This is a genomic window from Escherichia sp. S10b (assembly GCF_028421345.1).
Classification (GTDB): domain Bacteria; phylum Pseudomonadota; class Gammaproteobacteria; order Enterobacterales; family Enterobacteriaceae; genus ECMA0423.
Map to the genome: position 1 here is coordinate 19,271 of NZ_JAHZSO010000036.1, position 21,319 is coordinate 40,589.

Sequence of the window (21,319 nt, forward strand, 5' to 3'; positions counted from 1 at the left end):
AAAAATCCCCGGCAGCATGTCAGTTGCCGGGGATTTTTTTTAACGTCCAACCGCCGCTTTAGGGCGTTTCTTCGCACCAGCATTCACCGGACGAGATTGCGTAGACGACGCTTTTTTTGCCGTAGCAGGCGTCTGACGCTGGGTCGCCATCGGCGTATGTTTCGTCAACGCCGGACGGGTATTGCGGTTCTGGCGACGAGCTTCACGCATCTCTTCAATGGTTGGCGCAGGCACTAAGCAATCGCGACGGCTGCCAATCAGATGCTTTTTGCCCATCGCTTCCAGCGCCTGGCGGATTAACGGCCAGTTTGCCGGATCGTGGTAACGCAACAACGCTTTATGCAAACGACGCTGTTTGTCGCCCTTCGGTACGAAGACGTCTTCGCTCTTATAACCAATCTTCGCCAGCGGGTTTTTCCCGGTGTAATACATGGTGGTTGAGTTCGCCAGCGGCGATGGGTAGAAGTTCTGTACCTGGTCGAGACGGAAACGATGCTTTTTCAGCCACAGCGCCAGATTCACCATATCTTCATCACGCGTACCGGGGTGCGCGGAGATGAAATAGGGGATCAGATACTGCTCTTTACCTGCCTGTTTTGAGTAAGTATCGAACAGCTCTTTAAAGCGGTCATAGCTGCCCATGCCCGGCTTCATCATCTTCGATAACGGCCCTTCTTCGGTATGTTCCGGGGCAATCTTCAGATAACCGCCGACGTGATGGGTCGCCAACTCTTTGATATAGCGCGGATCTTCCACGGCGATGTCATAACGTACGCCTGAGGCGATGAGGATTTTTTTAATGCCTTTCAGATCACGCGCACGGCGATAGAGGTTGATCGTCGGTTCGTGGTTAGTGTCCATGTGCGGACAAATATCCGGATAAACGCACGACAAACGGCGACAAGTTTGTTCAGCGCGTGGCGATTTGCAGCGCAACATATACATGTTGGCAGTTGGCCCACCGAGATCGGAAATCACGCCCGTAAAACCTGGAACGGTGTCGCGGATCGCTTCGATCTCATTAATGATCGAATCTTCCGAACGGCTCTGAATAATGCGCCCTTCGTGCTCGGTAATAGAACAGAAAGAACAGCCGCCAAAGCAGCCGCGCATAATGTTGACCGAAAAACGGATCATTTCGTAAGCCGGAATACGGGCATTGCCATAGGCCGGATGTGGCACGCGCTTGTACGGCAGCGCAAAAACGCTGTCCATCTCTTCGGTAGAAAGCGGGATAGCAGGCGGGTTGATCCACACATAGCGGTCACCGTGTTTTTGCATCAATGCGCGGGCGCAGCCTGGGTTGGTTTCGTGGTGCAGAATGCGCGAAGCATGGGCGTACAGCACTTTATCGCCCTTCACTTTCTCGAAAGAAGGCAGCAACACGTAGGTTTTTTCCCACGGTTTCGGGCGCGGTGGCTGCACGGTTACGGCTTTGGCTTCCTGCTTTTTCGGTGCCACCGGTTTGTTATCCGCGCACGGCAAATCTTCACCATACGGATGCGGGATTGGGTCGATTTTTCCAGGGGTATCAAGACGGGTGGAATCCACGCCGCTCCAGCCAGGCAGCGCCTCTTTCACGATAATCGCGGTATTACGCACATCGCGGATTTCACTAATCGGCTCGCCCATCGCCAGACGGTGCGCCACCTCCACCAGCGGACGCTCACCGTTACCAAACATCAGCATGTCGGCTTTCGAATCCACCAGCACGGAACGGCGCACGGTATCGGACCAGTAATCATAATGTGCGGTACGGCGCAGACTAGCCTCAATACCGCCGAGGATCACCGGTACATCTTTCCACGCCTCTTTACAACGCTGGGTATAAACCAGTGTGGCGCGATCCGGGCGCTTACCCGCGACGTTATCCGGCGTGTAGGCATCGTCATGACGTAAACGGCGATCGGCGGTATAACGGTTGATCATCGAATCCATGTTGCCAGCAGTAACACCGAAAAACAGATTCGGTTTACCCAGACGCATGAAATCGTCTTTGCTGCTCCAGTCTGGCTGGGCGATGATCCCGACGCGAAAGCCCTGTGCTTCCAGCATACGACCGCAAATCGCCATCCCGAAGCTTGGGTGATCGACATACGCGTCGCCAGTAACCAAAATGATGTCGCAGCTATCCCAGCCAAGTTGATCCATCTCTTCACGAGACATCGGCAAAAACGGTGCCGGTCCAAAACAGGCGGCCCAGTACTGCGGCCAGGAGAACAGGTCGCGATCCGGTTGGATCAGGGAGATAGAGCTCATTTTGCTTCCAGAAATGATAAAAAAATAATCAAAGGCCGGGGATTATAAGCCGGAACGAAAGAGAAATCGAAAGGTATTCCATACTCGCCCTCCTCGGGCGAGTATGAAGATTACGGTACCGGATTGACCAACAGTTGCCCAATCGAGCCACGGTCCGCCATTTCCAGCGTCTGACTGTTGAAGTAGAACGGGAAGTGCGCCCAGGAAGGCTGACCGAAATAAACAAGCAGCTCCACTTGTCCGTCAACCCAAACGGTATCTTTCCAGCCTCTGTCTTCCGGGAACGGCATCGCGCCATTCACGTTACGGATCTGGAACATCACGCCTTCAATATGGAACGCTTGCGGCTCGTCCGCGCGTACCGTCCAGCGTTCCCACGTTCCTTGCTGCGCGGTGACATCAATACGGTTGACGTCCCACAGCTGTCCATTAATACCCGGGTCATCGCCCAGACTGATATCGCGACTGCGAATTGGCGAACCAGCCATGATTTCAGTTGGCAGCAAGCGCATCGGAAGACTGTCTGTGACCAGCGGCAGAAGGCCGGTTGGGCGCAGCGTTAGCACCAGGGTAGAAACCAGAATACTGGATGGCTCAAAGAAGCCGCGAATACGATCAACAATGCTCGCCGCTTCGCCACAGGTGATCGACACTTCATCGCCGTTGCTCATATCCACCAGAATCTCGCGGCGCTCGCCCGGTGCCAGCGAAAGTTGCTTCACCGATACAGGAGCAGGCAGGAATCCCTGATCGCCAGAAATCACATGTAACGGGCGACCATCGCTCATCTGTAGTTGATAGCGACGAGAGTTCGACGCGTTCAGCAGTCGCAAGCGCACCCAGCCACGCGAGACTTCAACGTACGGGCTTTGTACACCGTTAACCAGCAGCGTATCACCAACAAAGCCGCCGCTTCCCGGTTCGTTGTATTCTGGCGTACCAAAGTTATCCAGCCGTTTATCCTGGATAATGACCGGAAAATCATCCACACCATAATGGTTGGGGATAGGCAGCGACTTGCTGACTTCATCTTCCACCAGCCACATTCCGGCAAGGCCGTTATAGACCTGCTGAGCCGTGCGGTTGGGAGTATTGGCGTGATACCACAGAGTAGCTGCGTTCTGGCGAATGGGCAGTACGGGTGCCCAGTCAGCGTTTGGCGACATCATCCGTGCCGGACCGCCCATCAGCGGGCCTGGTACCTGTAGCCCGGCCACCGTCATTGAGACATTTTCTGTCAGGCGGTTGCTGTAAATAAGCTTAACATCGTCGCCCTTCCAGACGCGGATAGTCGGCCCCAGGTAACGACCATTGATTCCCCAGACCGACGCGCGTGTCCCTGGCGTAAATGACCAGTGCGCACGTTGTACAGTCATAAACAGCGGTTGCCCACGGCGAGATTCAAGTAGCGGCGGAACGGGTAGCGGTTGCTGTTGCCCGGCTGCGCTGGCCTTCAGGGGAACAGCGCCTGCACAAAGTGCAATCCCCGATGCCTGAATGAACTGACGCCGACTGAGTGACATATTTGCTCCATGTAAAACTGGCTAAAGTAATACCGTGCAGGAAAGTGTTCCCCGCAAAAATACAGATTGCCGACTTAAACTTTTCCGGCGGCTTCGCGTTCTGCGACTTCTTTATCGAGCTCGGCGATTTTTTGTTCCATTATCGAACGACAATGGGCAGCCAGCTCACGAACCTGATCTTTGCCATACTGACTGACGTCAATTGGCGGCAGCATTTCGACAATCACCAGACCGTTGTGCAGTCGATTAAGATTAATCTTATTCGAAGTTGTAGAGACGCACACGGGAATAATCGGGACGCCCGCCGCAATTGCCGCGTGAAATGCTCCAGTCTTGAACGGTAGCAGGCCGCGACCACGGCTGCGGGTTCCTTCCGGGAACATCCAGATGGAAATACGGCGTTTTTTGAAATGATTCACGACTTCCGCAATGGTGCCGTGAGCTTTAGTGCGATTGTTTCTGTCGATCAATAAGTTGCCGGTTAACCAGTACAACTGCCCGAAGAAGGGGATCCACAGCAAGCTCTTTTTACCTACCGTCACCGTCGGCGGTTGCACAATGTTCGATGCTGTCACCATGTCATAGTTGTTCTGGTGGTTAGCGATATAGATAGCATTGCCGTAGCTTTCAGCATCTGCAGGTTTGCGGCACTCAACTTTCAGGCCGAACAGCGGCGCAAGACGGCCAAACATATGCCCAAAGGTGGCCACATGTTTCGGGTTACGCGGGCTGAAAAGGCAGTAAATGGAGCCGAATACACAGACTAAGATGCTGTAAATCACGGTAATAATAAGACGAAAGATATATAGCATAACACCCTCTGAAGGTCTGAGAGACTGGCATTGTACGTCACCTGAAATCAGGTTAGGGCATTGTTAAAAGCCGCTCTCTGGAAAAGCGTATTGTTAATCGCAACGCATGAATAAACAACGGTTTCAAGGGAATTTTTATCGTTTCCGGGGGTTGAATACGCTGCCGGATGACGACTTAACGTTTCATCCGGCGTTCCTTGCAAGCGGGAGGAAACAGCGCCCTCCCCGGCATATTACTCTTCGCTATCACCGCTGCTGGCACGGCGAGGAGAGTCGATCTCAACACGATCGATACGCTGCAAACCGCGCATCAACGTACCGCGGCGTCCACGTTCGCCAGTGACTTTCTGTAGCTCTTCCGGACGCAGTTTAATTTTGCGTTTCCCAACATGAATGGTCAGCGTGCTTTGCGGCGGCAGAACGTACAGTTGCGCCAGACCATCCTCGCCACGCGCGGCTTCTGCCGATGGAATGTTGATAATCTTGTTGCCTTTGCCCTTCGACAGCTGCGGCAGATCGCTTACCGGGAACATCAACATACGGCCTGCCTGAGTGATTGCCAGCAGCATGTCGGAAGCATCTTCAATCACCACCGGCGGCATAACATGGGCATTTTCCGGTAAGGTTATCAAAGCTTTACCTGCACGGTTACGCGCCACCAGATCGTTAAAGGTGCAGACGAAACCGTAACCCGCATCGGAAGCCATCAGCAGTTTCTGATCGTCGCTTTCCATCAGCATATGGTCAACGGTCGCCCCAGGCGGCAACGTTAATTTGCCGGTGAGCGGCTCGCCCTGACCACGCGCCGACGGCAGCGTAATCGGGTCGATGGCATAGCTACGACCGGTGGAATCAACAAACACTACCGGTTGGTTGCTCTTACCTTTCACCGCAGCTTTGAAGCTATCACCCGCTTTATAATTCAGGCCCGGCGCGTCGATATCATGGCCTTTAGCGCTGCGTACCCAGCCCATCTGCGACAGCACAATGGTGACAGGTTCAGACGGCAGCATGTCGTGCTCGCTCATCGCTTTCGCTTCTTCGCGTTCCTGCAACGGCGAACGACGATCGTCACCGTAGGCTTGCGCGTCTGCCTGCAGTTCTTTCTTCAGCAGGTTATTCATTTTACGCTCGGAAGCCAAAATGCCCTGCAACTGGTCGCGCTCTTTTTCCCGCTCACTCTGCTCACCGCGAATCTTCATCTCTTCCAGTTTGGCAAGATGACGCAGTTTCAGTTCGAGGATCGCTTCCGCCTGGGTTTCCGTAAGGCCAAACCGCGACATCAGCGCCGGTTTCGGTTCATCTTCGTTACGAATGATCTCAATCACTTCGTCGATGTTGAGAAACGCCACCAGCAAACCTTCCAGGATATGCAGGCGCTTGAGGACTTTCTCCAGACGATAGTTCAGTCGGCGGCGCACGGTATCGCGACGGAACACCAGCCATTCGGAGAGGATTTCCAGCAGGTTTTTCACCGCCGGACGACCATCCAGACCGATCATATTGAGGTTAATGCGATAGCTCTTTTCCAGATCGGTGGTAGCGAAGAGGTGGTTCATCACCTGATCCATATCCACGCGGTTGGAACGCGGCACAATCACCAGACGGGTCGGGTTCTCGTGGTCAGATTCATCGCGCAGATCGTCAACCATCGGCAGCTTTTTGTTGCGCATTTGCGCAGCAATTTGCTCCAGTACGCGCGCACCTGAAACCTGATGCGGTAATGCGCTGATAACCACCGCGCCATCTTCTTTCTTCCACACCGCGCGCATACGCACTGAACCACGTCCGTTCTCGTAGATTTTACGGATCTCGGCGCGCGAAGTGATAATTTCCGCTTCAGTCGGATAATCCGGCCCCTGCACGATATCCAGCAGCTGATCGAGCGTGGTTTTCGGCTGGTCGATTAATGCGATTGCCGCCTGAGCTACTTCACGCAGGTTATGCGGTGGAATATCGGTCGCCATGCCGACGGCAATACCGGTGGTGCCGTTAAGCAAAATGTTTGGCAGACGGGCAGGCAGCATTTTCGGCTCCTGCAAAGTGCCGTCGAAGTTTGGCACCCAGTCAGCCGTCCCCTGCCCCAGCTCGCTCAATAGCAGCTCGGAATATTTCGACAACCGGGATTCGGTGTAACGCATTGCCGCGAACGATTTCGGATCGTCCGGCGCGCCCCAGTTCCCCTGACCATCAACCAGCGGATAACGGTAAGAGAACGGCTGCGCCATCAGGACCATCGCTTCATAACAGGCGATATCGCCGTGCGGATGGTATTTACCCAGTACGTCACCGACGGTACGGGCCGATTTTTTAAATTTGGCGCTGGCATTCAGGCCCAGTTCAGACATCGCATACACAATGCGGCGCTGAACAGGTTTAAGACCATCGCCAATAAACGGCAACGCACGGTCCATGATCACGTACATGGAGTAGTTTAAGTAGGCGTTTTCCGTAAATTCATGTAGCGCAAGGCGCTCTGCCATATCGCTCATTAATTCTGATTCCTCAACTTATTCGCCAGCCTTCAAAGGGGCAATATTGCCGGAGATACTACATTATCTGCCGCGTCGAGTCACAGGAGATCAGCGTGAATAGCGCCGCCGGACGTGCTCCGACGGCGATAAAGGCATCAATGTGCCTTGATATACAACTCTTTGCTGTAGACTTGATCGGCATAGAGGGCAGCACAAGTTTGCGCCCATGCCACACCACTCGGCATGGGGGTCCGCTCCGGGCGATTCGAGAAGTTGAGGTTATGCGAGTCCAGGGAAGCCTAAAGCATCAAAGTAGTCGACTGTAAGTATACGGTTCAGCCCAGTTTAGCTGTGTCTCCACCAGTGCCCCGCGCCTCCTGCCATAAGTGCGGCTTGCTCATGGATACCCCCGAGACGGCTTACGGCGCACCGGATAATAAATTTCGCGTATACATGGTATTCCTTACCGGAGAAATTATAAGCCCAACAACAATACGCCTGTGGCATTGTTCGCTCAAACTTATCGCGAGTGATTTGGCTCACACTCCGGTAAAGATTCCCCATCACGCCAACGGCACATAAACATCCGTTTCCAGTCGCTGCTCTGTCACCCCTTCGGCAAGATTGGTGTAGTGAAACAGAATCGGTGCTTTACGCATTTTCTCGCCGCTTGCAGGCAGCCAGTGGCGAATAATGCCCCATATCGTGTGTGAAATATCGTCCAGCTCGCCAACGTGGCGGGCCACGGCATAACGTCCACCGGTAAGTTCACCATTGCTCACACCATAACGATTATCGGGAATCGGTTCGCTAACGCTGCCGCAGATATCAAAGCGAAACGCTTCCGGTGCGGTGGTGGCAGGGTCGTCCCAGGCGACGCCAAAAGTCTGGCTTTGGTTAACAGGAGAAAGCCCCGTCTCTTTACGCCACATGATAAATTTCGCCACACTGTAGTTGAGCAACTCAGGGCTACAGCGGTGCGGCAACATCGCCACAGGGATTGATGGGAAATCGATAATGTTTACATCCAGTGTCAGGTTTGTCATTTTGCCTCCCTGCGAAATTATTCCCGGGAACGCGTCCCGGGAGCGGTAACAATTACGGATTTACTTTGCGGATCTGTTTGACGTCAATTTCAACAGAATTCCAGTCTTTATCGACTTCACCCTGAATCTCAACCGTATCTTTCGGCGTCACCGTCACACCGTTCCAGCGTTTGTGGTCGATATCAACATTGATAGTACCGCTGGCATCTTTAAACACGTAGAGATCGTCAGAGATGCGTTCAACGATATTGCCGCGCAGGGTTACCCAGGTGTCGTCACGCAGGGATTTTGCGCTTTCTACGGTCGTTACGCTGCCGTTCGGCCCCTGGAATCCTCCGGCCTGACTTTGCGTTGCCGATGGGCCAGAAAAACCGCCCTGCTCTGCTGCCATCACCGGTGCGCTGCACAGGGCCATTACTGCGATTACTGCTGCGAATTTTTTCATGTTTATTACTCCCTTTAATGTCTGTTTCCGAGCATTTAACAAGATAGTCCTTAACAACTTCTTAAGGGAAAAAAATAAAATTTAGTGCTGTACAGAGCGCGTTACAACACGGTTTACTGGCAGCAAATACGGTTATCGCAGGGATGAAAAAATGCGAATTTTACTGATAGAAGATGACATGCTGATTGGCGACGGCATCAAAACGGGCCTTAGTAAAATGGGTTTTAGCGTCGACTGGTTTACACAAGGTCGTCAGGGAAAAGAGGCGCTTTATAGCGCGCCTTATGATGCGGTGATCCTGGATTTAACCTTACCAGGCATGGATGGTCGCGATATTTTGCGCGAATGGCGAGAAAAAGGTCAGCGTGAGCCGGTACTGATCCTGACCGCGCGCGATGCGCTGGAGGAACGTGTAGAAGGGCTGCGTCTGGGAGCTGACGATTATCTGTGTAAACCTTTTGCGTTGATAGAAGTCGCCGCCAGGCTGGAAGCTCTGATGCGCCGAACCAACGGCCAGGCCAGCAACGAGCTGCGCCACGGTAACGTCATGCTCGACCCCGGCAAACGTATCGCCACGCTGGCTGGCGAACCCTTAACACTGAAACCAAAAGAATTTGCCCTGCTGGAATTACTGATGCGTAACGCTGGTCGGGTACTGCCGCGCAAACTGATTGAAGAGAAACTGTATACCTGGGACGAAGAGGTCACCAGTAATGCCGTTGAAGTGCATGTGCATCATCTGCGACGCAAACTCGGTAGTGATTTTATTCGTACCGTGCATGGTATTGGCTACACATTAGGTGAGAAATGAAATTTACCCAACGTCTTAGTCTGCGCGTCAGGCTGACGCTAATCTTTTTAATTCTGGCCTCGGTGACCTGGCTGCTTTCCAGCTTTGTCGCCTGGAAACAAACAACGGATAACGTCGATGAATTGTTCGACACCCAACTGATGCTGTTTGCCAAGCGGTTAAGTACGCTCGATCTCAACGAAATCAACGCGGCGGATCGCATGGCACAGACGCCAAATAAATTAAAACACGGTCATGTTGATGACGATGCGCTGACCTTTGCCATCTTTACCCACGACGGCAGAATGGTCCTTAACGATGGCGATAACGGAGAAGATATTCCTTATAGCTATCAACGGGAAGGTTTTGCTGACGGGCAACTGGTGGGCGATAAAGATCAATGGCGTTTTGTCTGGATGACCTCACCTGATGGCAAATATCGCATCGTTGTTGGTCAGGAATGGGAATACCGTGAAGACATGGCGCTGGCGATTGTTGCCGGGCAATTGATCCCGTGGCTGGTCGCACTGCCGATTATGTTAATCATCATGATGGTACTATTGGGTCGTGAACTCGCGCCGCTGAACAAACTGGCGCTGGCGCTGCGTATGCGTGACCCTGACTCGGAAAAACCACTAAACGCGACTGGCGTACCCAGCGAAGTGCGTCCGTTGGTTGAGTCGCTAAATCAACTGTTCGCCCGCACACATGCGATGATGGTTCGTGAACGACGCTTTACCTCCGACGCAGCTCACGAACTACGTAGCCCGTTAACGGCGCTGAAAGTGCAAACCGAAGTTGCGCAGCTTTCTGACGATGATCCGCAAGCGCGGAAAAAAGCGCTGCTTCAATTACATTACGGGATCGATCGCGCTACTCGTCTGGTTGATCAACTGCTCACTCTATCGCGGCTGGACTCACTGGATAACCTTCAGGACGTCGCGGAGATCCCGCTTGAAGATCTCCTGCAATCGTCGGTGATGGATATTTACCACACGGCGCAGCAGGCGAAAATTGACGTGCGACTGACACTCAATGCCCACGGCATCAAACGCACCGGACAACCGCTATTGCTAAGTTTGTTGGTGCGAAATTTGCTGGATAACGCCGTGCGCTACAGTCCACAGGGCAGCGTGATAGACGTCACGCTGAATGCTGATAATTTCATCGTGAGGGATAACGGCCCCGGTGTGACGCCAGAGGCTCTGGCGCGAATTGGCGAACGCTTCTATCGCCCCCCCGGACAAACCGCTACCGGCAGTGGACTTGGGCTATCGATTGTCCAGCGAATCGCCAAATTGCATGGCATGAATGTTGAGTTTGGGAATGCGGAACAAGGTGGATTTGAGGCGAAGGTAAGCTGGTAACTTCTCTGTCTATGAGAGCCGTTAAAACGACTCTCATAGATTTTACTAATAGCAAAATATAAACCGTCCCCAAAAAAGCCACCAACCACAAACCAGACAAATACCGAGCGAGAATACATATACCCAAAACTCGAACATTTCCCGCATAAAGAGTTTTCTTAAGATAAGAATAATAAGTGGCGTAAGAAGAAAAAATGCTGCAATCATTGCTTGCAATATACGATCTTCGCCTGAAACGGAAGGTATACTGCAAATATTGTCTCCCGACTCAAGCATCCAGTCATACTTATTGAAAGCAAAAAAAGCATCTATTAACCAATAAGTAAGCATTATGTATAACAGAGCTTCAAATATTGTTTGAATTTTATGCTTTAACATATATCAGTACGCTCATAAAAATCCATTTATAATTATCAACATGACACGTTGATATTTTCATCTTTTACTTATTCAAAGCCATATTTTCAATCCCAAAAAAAACCGAACCAAACGTGTAAATTATTCCGGTGCGAGTAAGAATTATGAGGAATGGCTATCAGTATTGTCATTTTCAGAAAATATTTATCCTGCATCGGTGAGTCAGAGCAAGATCAGACTTTTGCTAAATTCGCAAAAGACTTTGCACATTTTGCTAATTTCACCGTACCGCTCTGTGACGTACTATAGTCGGCAAACGTCTCACCTTGAGGTTAAAAAATGAGCAACATCCTGATTATCAACGGCGCGAAAAAATTCGCCCACTCCAATGGTCAACTGAACGACACCCTGACCGAAGTCGCGGATGGCACACTGCGCGACCTCGGGCATGATGTCCGCATCGTTCGCGCCGACAGCGACTACGATGTCAAAGCGGAAGTACAAAACTTTCTCTGGGCTGATGTGGTGATCTGGCAGATGCCAGGCTGGTGGATGGGCGCGCCGTGGACAGTGAAAAAATATATTGATGATGTATTCACCGAAGGTCATGGAACGCTGTATGCCAGCGATGGCCGTACCCGCAAAGATCCGTCAAAAAAATACGGTTCCGGCGGCCTGGTACAGGGCAAAAAATATATGCTTTCTCTGACCTGGAACGCACCAATGGAAGCCTTCACCGAAAAAGATCAATTCTTCCACGGCGTTGGCGTCGACGGTGTGTATCTGCCGTTCCATAAAGCAAACCAATTCCTTGGCATGGAACCGCTGCCGACATTTATCGCTAATGACGTGATAAAAATGCCTGATGTTCCCCGCTATACTGAAGAATATCGCAAGCATCTTGTGGAAATTTTTGGTTAACTAGAGCTCAGGCTTTAGAAGGAGTTAACCATGCTTACCGTAATCGCAGAAATCCGTACTCGTCCTGGTCAACATCACCGTCAGGCGGTATTGGATCAGTTTGCTAAAATCGTTCCAACCGTACTGAAAGAAGAAGGTTGCCACGGCTATGCGCCAATGGTGGATTGCGCTGCTGGCGTGAGTTTCCAGTCTATGGCACCGGATTCTATCGTGATGATTGAGCAGTGGGAAAGCATCGCGCATCTTGAAGCGCATCTGCAAACCCCGCACATGAAGGCGTACAGCGAAGCCGTAAAAGGCGACGTGCTGGAGATGAATATCCGCATCCTGCAACCTGGGATTTAAACCTGCCTTGTTTGCCCGGCCATCCTGACCGGGCAATGTTCTTTCCTTTAAACCTCAATCTCCGCCATGTCGCCTTTCTCTTGCAACCAGTTGCGGCGATCTTCCGAGCGTTTCTTCGCCAGCAGCATATCCATCATCGCGTCAGTACGCTGATCGTCTTCATCATCGATAGTCAACTGCACCAGACGGCGAGTGTTCGGATCAAGCGTGGTTTCACGCAATTGCATCGGGTTCATTTCCCCCAGACCTTTAAAACGCTGGACGTTCGGCTTGCCTTTCTTGCGTTTTAATTGCTCAAGTACGCCCTCTTTCTCTTCTTCCGTCAGCGCGTAATAAACCTCTTTCCCGAGATCAATACGGTAGAGCGGTGGCAGTGCGACGTAAACGTGACCGTGTTTCACCAACGCGCGGAAGTGTTTTACGAACAAAGCGCAGAGCAGCGTGGCAATGTGCAGACCATCAGAGTCCGCATCCGCGAGGATACAGATTTTGCCATAACGAAGCTGGCTCAGATCGTCGCTGTCAGGATCGATACCGATCGCTACCGAAATATCATGCACTTCCTGCGCGGCCAGCACTTCGTCGGAAGAGACTTCCCAGGTGTTAAGGATCTTACCTTTCAGTGGCATGATCGCCTGATATTCGCGATCGCGCGCCTGCTTGGCAGATCCGCCTGCGGAGTCACCTTCCACGAGGAACAGTTCGGTACGGTTAAGGTCCTGCGCGGTACAGTCAGCCAGTTTGCCAGGCAGCGCCGGGCCGCTGGTCAGCTTTTTACGCACCACTTTTTTAGCCGCACGCATACGACGCTGGGCGCTGGAAATCGCCATCTCTGCCAGCAACTCCGCCGCCTGAACGTTCTGGTTCAGCCACAGGATAAAGGCATCTTTCACCACGCCTGAAACGAATGCCGCGCATTGACGCGAAGAGAGACGCTCTTTGGTCTGCCCGGCAAACTGCGGATCCTGCATTTTCACCGACAGAACATAGGCGCAGCGATCCCAGATATCTTCCGCCGACAGCTTCACGCCGCGCGGCAGAATGTTGCGGTATTCACAGAACTCACGCATCGCGTCCAACAGGCCCTGACGCAGACCATTAACATGGGTACCGCCCTGCATCGTTGGGATAAGGTTGACGTAGCTTTCGGTCAGCAGTTCACCGCCTTCCGGCAGCCACAGTAGCGCCCAGTCCACAGCTTCAGTATCACCAGCGAAATTACCGATAAACGGTTTTTCCGGCAGCGTCGGCAGACCATTTACCGCTTCCGCCAGGTAATCATTCAGACCGTCCTGATAGCACCAGCGTTGTTCGGTATTGTTGATCTCATCTTTAAAAGTGATCTCAACGCCAGGGCACAATACCGCTTTGGCTTTCAGCACATGTGTCAGGCGTGAAACAGAAAAACGCGGGCTGTCAAAGAAGGTTTCATCCGGCCAGAAGTGCACGCTGGTACCAGTATTGCGTTTACCGCAAGTGCCGACAACCTGTAAATCCTGCACCTTTTCGCCATTTTCAAAGGCGATGTTATAAACCTGACCATCGCGGCGCACGTTAACTTCTACGCGCTTCGACAGGGCGTTAACCACCGAAATCCCCACGCCATGCAGGCCGCCAGAGAACTGGTAATTTTTGTTAGAGAATTTACCGCCTGCATGCAGACGGCAAAGAATCAGTTCAACCGCCGGTACACCCTCTTCCGGGTGAATATCCACCGGCATCCCGCGCCCATCGTCAATAACTTCTAACGACTGGTCAGCATGTAAGATTACATCCACGCGTTTTGCGTGACCCGCCAGTGCTTCATCGACACTGTTATCAATAACTTCTTGCCCCAAATGGTTAGGGCGAGTGGTATCGGTATACATCCCCGGACGGCGGCGAACCGGCTCAAGCCCGGTGAGTACCTCAATGGCATCAGCGTTATAAGTTTGCGTCATGGTTTAAGTTAGTAATTCGAGTTGATCGTCAGAGATGGTGCAGACCAAGAAAATCGACGATCGGGTTGAAATAATCTTCGAAGCCCGTGAATGCGTGGTTGCCGCCTTCTATGACAGTCTGGCGGCAGGAAGCGTAGTACGCCACCGCCTGGCGGTAATCCAGCACTTCATCTCCCGTCTGTTGCAGCAGCCAGATCAAATCCGGCGCTTCCAGCGGGTCAATCTGCATGACTTTGAGATCGTAAATATGGCGTGACTCTAGCACATATTGCTGCCCGGTGTAGGGGTTCTCGTTCTGACCGAGATAGTCCGTCAGCAGTTCAAACGGGCGTACCGCCGGGTTTACCACCACTGCGGGCAGCATAAAACATTGCGACAACCAGGTGGCGTAATATCCCCCCAGTGACGAACCGACAATACCCAGCGAATCGCCGCCATGTTCCAGGACAATGGATTCCAACAGCTCTGCCGCGTCGGAAGGATACGGCGGCAACTGCGGAATGATCATCTCAACGTCAGGGTGATGTTCCGCCAGCCAGTTTTTTAACAAGCTCGCTTTTGCAGAGCGCGGCGAGCTGTTGAAACCGTGTAAATAAAGAAGCGTAGACATCAGTAGCCTTCTGAAGCGGTATCAGGTTGGAAACGTGTGTCCGCCAGGCGATGCACCTCGGTGGTCAGCGTGCCATCAGCATGTAACTCGAGAGTACGCCAGCCGGGCGCGATGGTGTCCAGCGTAAAGTTGGAACAGTGCGGCTTAAACTGCACACAGGTCGACGGCGTTGCCAGCAGGCGGCGACCGTTCCAGTCGAGATCCAGCTCCTGATGAATATGACCGCACAGCAAGTATTTGACGTGCGGAAACTTCGCCAGCACGGTATCCAGTTCGCCCGCGTTACGCAGACTGTGTTGATCGAGCCAACTACAACCCGCAGGTAGCGGATGATGATGCAGCAGCAGCAACGTATGGCGTTCTGGCGCATCGGCCAGTTTACGTTCCAGCCACTCAAGCTGAAACTCGCTCAGCTCACCGTGCGGCACGCCAAACACCTGGCTATCCAGCAACAGGATTTGCCATTGCTCACCAATAAACACGCGCTTCGCCGGGGAGATACCCGCATCCTGTAACGCGCTGTACATCGCGGGCTGGAAATCGTGGTTGCCCGGCAGCCAGACGCAGGGCGCACGAAAACTTGCGATGCCTTCAGCGAAATGCTGATAGGCCGCAGAGGATTGATCCTGCGCTAAATCACCTGTCGCGACAATCAGGTCGAATTCGTGCTGATGTGGACGAATCGCCTCCAGCACCGCCTGGTAGCTTTCCCAGGTGTTTACCCCTAACAGGGCTTCGTGCTTTTGTGCAAACAGGTGAGTATCGGTAATTTGTAAAATCCTGACTCTGGCCTCACCAGCCAGAGGAAGGGTTAACAGGCTTTCCAAATGGTGTCCTTAGGTTTCACGACGCTAGTAAACCGGAATCGCCATCGCTCCATGTGCTAAACAGTATCGCAACCAGTCCGCTAAAAACTGGTTAATTTGATGCTTTTCGTCGCGTTGATGCAACTTTTTATTAGGATAATCATACCGCGCTTTGAAGCGAAAAATCTGCTGGCTTGAACACACTTCAGCCACCATCGCGTCATGATACAGACGCACCGTCATTGACGGAAGGCTCCAGTAACTGATCGCGGGCGCAGTCTGTTCTATTGTCACCAGGGTAGTGTATCGGGTCGATTCCACAATCGTCAGCCGATATTGTGCGTTTGCCACCTGATAGCTTACAGTTTCGCCGGGTGCGTCATTGCGCGGTAACAAACGGCGCAATTGTGAAAAGTTCATCTCGCACAGGCGCATCATTTCAGGAAAGTCAGGTGTGTAACGCTTCATTTATGCCCACTCATTTTTTAACGCTTGATGATGCAGCTGCAGCCATTGCAAAGCGATGACCGACGCTGCGTTGTCGATTTTCCCCTCTTCTACCCACTGGTATGCCTGTTCCCGGCTTACCACATGAACGCGAATATCTTCGTTTTCATCAGCCAGACCATGAATACCGCTTGCGGTCGTGGCGTCCACTTCGCCCACCATAATTGACGAACGCTCACTGGTGCCCCCCGGGCTTGCCAGGAAACTTAACACCGGTTTGGTCCGTTTGACTATCAGTCCCGCCTCTTCAATCGCTTCGCGACGGGCAACATCTTCCACACTTTCACCCTCTTCTATCATCCCGGCAACCATCTCCAGTAGCCAGGGGGTTTCACTGGTGTCGTATGCGGCAATCCGAATCTGCTCAATCAGCACAACTTCATCACGCACTGGGTCAAAGGGTAGCAAGACTGCGGCGTGACCGCGCTCAAAAATTTCCCTCCGTACCTCATGACTCATTTGCCCGTTGAATAAACGATGACGAAATCTATAAAGATCTAATGAAAAAAAGCCGCGATAAAGTGTTTCTCGTGCAATAATTTCTACATCGTTTTTGCCAAATGTAACGGGCAGGTTGTCTGGCTTAAGCATTGTTAATGTCCTGGCACTAATAGTGAATTAAATGTGAATTTCAGCGACGTTTGACTGCCGTTTGAGCAGTCATGTGTTAAATTGAGGCACATTAACGCCCTATGGCACGTAACGCCAACCTTTTGCGGTAGCGGCTTCTGCTAGAATCCGCAATAATTTTACAGTTTGATCGCGCTAAATACTGCTTCACCACAAGGAATGCAAATGAAGAAATTGCTCCCCATTCTTATCGGCCTGAGCCTTTCTGGGTTCAGTTCGTTGAGCCAGGCCGAGAACCTGATGCAAGTTTATCAGCAAGCACGCCTTAGTAACCCGGAATTGCGTAAGTCTGCCGCCGATCGTGATGCTGCCTTTGAAAAAATTAATGAAGCGCGCAGTCCATTACTGCCACAGCTAGGTTTAGGTGCAGATTACACCTATAGCAACGGCTACCGCGACGCGAACGGCATCAACTCTAACGCGACCAGTGCGTCCCTGCAGTTAACTCAATCCATTTTTGATATGTCGAAATGGCGTGCGTTAACGCTGCAGGAAAAAGCAGCAGGGATTCAGGACGTCACATATCAGACCGATCAGCAAACCTTGATCCTCAACACCGCGACCGCTTATTTTAACGTGTTGAATGCTATTGACGTTCTTTCCTATACACAGGCACAAAAAGAAGCGATCTACCGTCAATTAGATCAAACCACCCAACGTTTTAACGTGGGCCTGGTAGCGATAACCGACGTGCAGAACGCCCGCGCGCAGTACGATACCGTGCTGGCGAACGAAGTGACCGCACGTAATAACCTTGATAACGCGGTAGAGCAGCTGCGCCAGATCACCGGTAACTACTATCCAGAACTGGCAGCGCTGAATGTCGAAAACTTTAAAACCGACAAACCACAGCCGGTTAACGCGCTGCTGAAAGAAGCCGAAAAACGCAACCTGTCGCTGTTACAGGCACGCTTGAGCCAGGACCTGGCGCGCGAGCAAATTCGCCAGGCGCAGGATGGTCACTTACCGACGCTGGATTTAACGGCTTCTACCGGGATTTCTGACACCTCTTATAGCGGTTCGAAAACTCGTGGTGCCGCTGGTACCCAGTATGACGACAGCAATATGGGCCAGAACAAAGTGGGCCTGAGCTTCTCGCTGCCGATTTATCAGGGCGGAATGGTTAACTCGCAGGTGAAACAGGCCCAGTACAACTTTGTTGGTGCCAGCGAGCAACTGGAAAGCGCGCATCGTAGCGTCGTGCAAACCGTACGTTCCTCCTTCAACAACATTAATGCATCTATCAGTAGCATTAACGCCTACAAACAAGCCGTAGTTTCCGCTCAAAGCTCATTAGACGCGATGGAAGCGGGCTACTCGGTCGGTACGCGTACCATTGTTGATGTGTTGGATGCAACCACCACGCTGTACAACGCTAAGCAAGAGCTGGCAAATGCGCGTTATAACTACCTGATTAATCAGCTGAATATTAAGTCAGCCCTGGGTACGTTGAACGAGCAGGATCTGCTGGCACTGAACAATGCGCTGAGCAAACCGGTTTCCACTAATCCGGAAAACGTTGCCCCGCAAACGCCGGAACAGAATGCTATTGCTGATGGTTATGCGCCTGATAGCCCGGCACCCGTCGTTCAGCAAACATCCGCACGCACTACCACCAGTAACGGTCATAACCCTTTCCGTAACTGATGACGACGACGGGGCTTCGGCCCCGTCTGAACGTAAGGCAACGTAAAGATACGGGTTATCTGCCGCATTCTTCCCCCTTCTCGCTTCAATTTCGACCAGCCATCCTCTATTCTGATGGGTATTTACCACTGGTCCCGGAAGACAAAAATGAAACGGACAAAATCCATACGCCACGCATCGTTCCGCAAAAACTGGAGCGCGCGCCATCTGACACCAGTCGCTCTCGCGGTTGCCACTGTTTTTATGCTGGCTGGCTGTGAAAAGAGTGATGAAACAGTGTCTCTCTATCAAAATGCTGACGACTGTTCAGCTGCAAACCCAGGCAAAAGCGCCGAATGTACCACCGCGTACAACAATGCGCTGAAAGAAGCCGAACGTACTGCGCCGAAATACGCCACCCGTGAAGACTGTGTTGCTGAATTTGGTGAAGGTCAGTGCCAGCAGGCACCAGCCCAGGCTGGCATGGCACCAGAAAACCAGGCGCAGGCCCAGCAATCCAGCGGGAGTTTCTGGATGCCGCTGATGGCCGGTTACATGATGGGGCGTCTGATGGGCGGCGGCGCGGGATTTGCACAGCAGCCGCTGTTCTCCTCGAAAAACCCAGCCAGCCCGGCTTACGGTAAATATACCGACGCGACGGGTAAAAACTATGGCGCAGCCCAGCCAGGCCGCACCATGACCGTACCGAAGACAGCCATGGCACCAAAACCGGCGACCACCACTACCGTTACCCGTGGCGGTTTTGGTGAATCTGTTGCCAAACAAAGCACTATGCAGCGTAGCGCAACTGGCACCTCTTCTCGTTCAATGGGTGGCTGATACCGATGGAAAGAGTCAGTATTACCGAGCGCCCGGACTGGCGTGAGAAAGCCCACGAATACGGTTTCAATTTTCACACCATGTACGGCGAGCCGTACTGGTGTGAAGATGCTTACTACAAGTTGACCCTCGCCCAGGTTGAAAAGCTGGAAGAAGTCACCGCCGAACTGCACCAGATGTGCCTGAAAGTGGTGGAAAAAGTGATCGCCAGCGATGAGCTGATGACCAAATTCCGCATTCCAAAACACACCTGGAGTTTTGTGCGCCAGTCATGGCTGACGCACCAGCCATCGCTTTATTCGCGTCTTGATCTGGCGTGGGATGGCACTGGCGAACCTAAACTTCTGGAAAATAACGCCGATACGCCAACGTCACTATACGAGGCGGCGTTCTTTCAGTGGATCTGGCTGGAAGATCAGCTTAACGCCGGTAACTTGCCGGAGGGCAGCGACCAGTTTAACAGTCTGCAAGAAAAACTGATCGATCGCTTCGTTGAGCTGCGTGAACAGTATGGCTTCCAGTTGCTGCATCTCACCTGCTGTCGCGACACGGTGGAAGATCGCGGAACCATTCAGTATTTGCAGGACTGCGCAACGGAAGCTGAAATTGCTACTGAGTTCCTCTACATCGATGATATCGGGTTAGGTGAAAAAGGTCAGTTCACGGATTTACAGGATCAGGTAATTTCCAACCTGTTCAAGCTGTATCCGTGGGAATTTATGTTGCGTGAGATGTTTTCCACCAAGCTGGAGGATGCAGGCGTACGCTGGCTGGAACCGGCGTGGAAGAGCATTATCTCCAACAAGGCACTTCTACCGCTACTGTGGGAGATGTTCCCGAATCACCCGAACCTGCTGCCCGCTTATTTTGCGGAAGATGATCATCCGCAAATGGAAAAATATGTGGTTAAACCGATCTTCTCCCGTGAAGGCGCAAACGTGTCGATCATTGAAAACGGCAAAACCATTGAAGCAGCGGAAGGTCCGTATGGCGAAGAAGGGATGATTGTTCAGCAATTCCACCCGTTACCGAAATTCGGCGACAGCTATATGCTGATTGGTAGCTGGCTGGTGAACGATCAACCCGCCGGAATTGGCATTCGTGAAGACCGTGCATTGATCACCCAGGATATGTCTCGGTTTTATCCACATATTTTTGTTGAGTAATCAATGATGCCGGATGGCATTCGCCATCCGGTAATTGTTAACCTATCTGCACCGACAGCATACTCAGGCTGCCCATTTCTATACCATCGACCGGAATGGTAATTGGCTCCTGCCCATCCCACGCACCTAAGACATACAACAACGGCAGATAGTGCTCCGGCGTTGGGTTCGATAACGCGCCACCTTCATGGTCGAGGTAATTCACCAGAGGATGCTGCTCTACCGCCCCTTGCCACGTCAGATTCGCTTTCACATACTCATTAAACGACATCGCCCAAGGATATGGTGAACTATCACCGTGCCACTTCACTGTACGCAGGTTATGCACCACGTTGCCACTGGCGACCAACATTATTCCTTCATCTCGCAGCGCTGCCAGTTTGCGCCCCATTTCGAAATGCCAGGCGGCAGGTTTGCTACTGTCGATACTCAACTGCACCATCGGGATATCGGCGTCAGGATACATCTTAATCAGCACGCCCCAGGAACCGTGGTCAAAGCCCCAGGCTTCTTTATCCAGCGTCACCGGGACCGGCGCTAACAGCTCAACCAGATGCTGTGCCAGCACAGGCGAACCCGGAGCAGGATAATGCGTATCGTACAGCGCCTGCGGGAAGCCACCAAAGTCATGAATCGTGGGCGGCGTCTCCATCGCGGTCACTCCTGTTCCACGGGTAAACCAGTGAGCCGAAACCACCACAATCGCTTGCGGGCGTGGCAATGTCATCCCCAACTTCTGCCAGCTGCGGGTATACAAATTATCTTCCAGCACGTTCATCGGACTACCGTGACCTAAAAACAATGCTGGCATACGTGTTGAAGACATGATGATATCCTTAACTAAAGGTGTCATTT

General features: G+C 52.3%; 20 protein-coding genes. 7 read left to right on the forward strand and 13 right to left on the reverse strand.

All coding sequences use genetic code 11. From position 1 onward, the window contains the following. Positions 1-39 precede the first annotated feature (39 nt). The 6 genes from FTE26_RS03070 to ygiW form a co-directional block, all read right to left on the reverse strand. The gene (locus FTE26_RS03070; protein ID WP_000095187.1) at positions 40-2,259 is read right to left on the reverse strand and encodes a YgiQ family radical SAM protein; all 2,220 of its coding nucleotides are present in this window, start codon (positions 2,257-2,259) and stop codon (positions 40-42) included. Between the two features lie 110 nt (positions 2,260-2,369). Continuing rightward, positions 2,370-3,782, reverse strand: a complete 1,413-nt coding sequence (gene ftsP / locus FTE26_RS03075) for a cell division protein FtsP (RefSeq protein ID WP_000059395.1) — start codon at positions 3,780-3,782, stop codon at positions 2,370-2,372. A gap of 74 nt (positions 3,783-3,856) precedes the next feature. Next, positions 3,857-4,594, reverse strand: a complete 738-nt coding sequence (gene plsC / locus FTE26_RS03080) for a 1-acylglycerol-3-phosphate O-acyltransferase (protein ID WP_000965712.1) — start codon at positions 4,592-4,594, stop codon at positions 3,857-3,859. A 233-nt stretch (positions 4,595-4,827) separates the two neighbouring features. Beyond that, a complete protein-coding gene (gene parC, locus FTE26_RS03085) occupies positions 4,828-7,086 on the reverse strand; it encodes a DNA topoisomerase IV subunit A (RefSeq protein ID WP_001281842.1) in 2,259 nt (752 codons plus the stop codon). Positions 7,087-7,631: 545 nt separating this feature from the next. Further along, positions 7,632-8,114, reverse strand: coding sequence for an AraC family transcriptional regulator (locus FTE26_RS03090; RefSeq protein WP_000183494.1), 483 nt, complete (start codon positions 8,112-8,114; stop codon positions 7,632-7,634). Positions 8,115-8,166: 52 nt separating this feature from the next. Continuing rightward, positions 8,167-8,559, reverse strand: coding sequence for an OB fold stress tolerance protein YgiW (gene ygiW, locus FTE26_RS03095; RefSeq protein WP_000712658.1), 393 nt, complete (start codon positions 8,557-8,559; stop codon positions 8,167-8,169). Between the two features lie 151 nt (positions 8,560-8,710). Between ygiW and qseB the strand changes: the two genes are divergently transcribed. Further along, complete coding sequence (qseB, locus tag FTE26_RS03100; RefSeq protein WP_001221502.1) at positions 8,711-9,370, forward strand: quorum sensing response regulator transcription factor QseB; 660 nt, start codon at positions 8,711-8,713, stop codon at positions 9,368-9,370. Beyond that, entirely contained in the window at positions 9,367-10,716 is a 1,350-nt protein-coding gene (qseC, locus tag FTE26_RS03105; RefSeq protein ID WP_000673354.1) for a quorum sensing histidine kinase QseC, read from the forward strand. The genes qseB and qseC overlap by 4 nt, the downstream gene beginning before the upstream one ends. A gap of 45 nt (positions 10,717-10,761) precedes the next feature. Here the strand turns inward: qseC and FTE26_RS03110 are convergent, their stop codons facing one another. After that, complete coding sequence (locus tag FTE26_RS03110) at positions 10,762-11,094, reverse strand: DUF2645 family protein (RefSeq protein ID WP_000912120.1); 333 nt, start codon at positions 11,092-11,094, stop codon at positions 10,762-10,764. A gap of 318 nt (positions 11,095-11,412) precedes the next feature. Here FTE26_RS03110 and mdaB point away from each other — a divergent pair, with 318 nt between their 5' ends. Next, the gene (gene mdaB, locus FTE26_RS03115; RefSeq protein ID WP_000065430.1) at positions 11,413-11,994 is read left to right on the forward strand and encodes an NADPH:quinone oxidoreductase MdaB; all 582 of its coding nucleotides are present in this window, start codon (positions 11,413-11,415) and stop codon (positions 11,992-11,994) included. 30 nt (positions 11,995-12,024) lie between these two features. After that, positions 12,025-12,339, forward strand: a complete 315-nt coding sequence (locus tag FTE26_RS03120) for a putative quinol monooxygenase (protein ID WP_000958598.1) — start codon at positions 12,025-12,027, stop codon at positions 12,337-12,339. Positions 12,340-12,386: 47 nt separating this feature from the next. Here FTE26_RS03120 and parE read toward each other — a convergent pair whose 3' ends face one another. From parE to nudF, 5 genes are read right to left on the reverse strand one after another with little or no spacing between them, the layout of a single operon-like run. Then, a complete protein-coding gene (gene parE / locus FTE26_RS03125; RefSeq protein WP_000195292.1) occupies positions 12,387-14,279 on the reverse strand; it encodes a DNA topoisomerase IV subunit B in 1,893 nt (630 codons plus the stop codon). A gap of 28 nt (positions 14,280-14,307) precedes the next feature. Continuing rightward, positions 14,308-14,889 carry an esterase YqiA gene (gene yqiA / locus FTE26_RS03130; protein ID WP_000105733.1) on the reverse strand — a complete coding sequence of 194 codons (582 nt, stop codon included), beginning with the start codon at positions 14,887-14,889 and terminating at the stop codon, positions 14,308-14,310. After that, entirely contained in the window at positions 14,889-15,716 is an 828-nt protein-coding gene (cpdA, locus tag FTE26_RS03135) for a 3',5'-cyclic-AMP phosphodiesterase (RefSeq protein WP_000444747.1), read from the reverse strand. The genes yqiA and cpdA overlap by 1 nt, the downstream gene beginning before the upstream one ends. A 24-nt stretch (positions 15,717-15,740) precedes the next feature. Next, positions 15,741-16,163 carry a DUF1249 family protein gene (locus FTE26_RS03140; protein ID WP_000833393.1) on the reverse strand — a complete coding sequence of 141 codons (423 nt, stop codon included), beginning with the start codon at positions 16,161-16,163 and terminating at the stop codon, positions 15,741-15,743. Next, complete coding sequence (nudF, locus tag FTE26_RS03145) at positions 16,164-16,793, reverse strand: ADP-ribose diphosphatase (RefSeq protein WP_000917117.1); 630 nt, start codon at positions 16,791-16,793, stop codon at positions 16,164-16,166. A 204-nt stretch (positions 16,794-16,997) separates the two neighbouring features. On the opposite strand from nudF, the gene tolC reads away from it, so the two are divergent. From tolC to FTE26_RS03160, 3 genes are all read left to right on the forward strand, one after another. Then, positions 16,998-18,479, forward strand: coding sequence for an outer membrane channel protein TolC (tolC, locus tag FTE26_RS03150; protein WP_000735278.1), 1,482 nt, complete (start codon positions 16,998-17,000; stop codon positions 18,477-18,479). 147 nt (positions 18,480-18,626) lie between these two features. Beyond that, positions 18,627-19,298: a DUF1190 family protein gene (locus tag FTE26_RS03155; protein WP_000831543.1), complete on the forward strand. Its 672-nt coding sequence runs from the start codon at positions 18,627-18,629 to the stop codon at positions 19,296-19,298. A gap of 5 nt (positions 19,299-19,303) precedes the next feature. Further along, a complete protein-coding gene (locus FTE26_RS03160) occupies positions 19,304-20,464 on the forward strand; it encodes a glutathionylspermidine synthase family protein (RefSeq protein ID WP_000442860.1) in 1,161 nt (386 codons plus the stop codon). Positions 20,465-20,501: 37 nt separating this feature from the next. Here the strand turns inward: FTE26_RS03160 and ygiD are convergent, their stop codons facing one another. Beyond that, positions 20,502-21,290, reverse strand: coding sequence for a 4,5-DOPA dioxygenase extradiol (ygiD, locus tag FTE26_RS03165; RefSeq protein ID WP_001299419.1), 789 nt, complete (start codon positions 21,288-21,290; stop codon positions 20,502-20,504). Between the last annotated feature and the right edge of the window lie 29 nt (positions 21,291-21,319).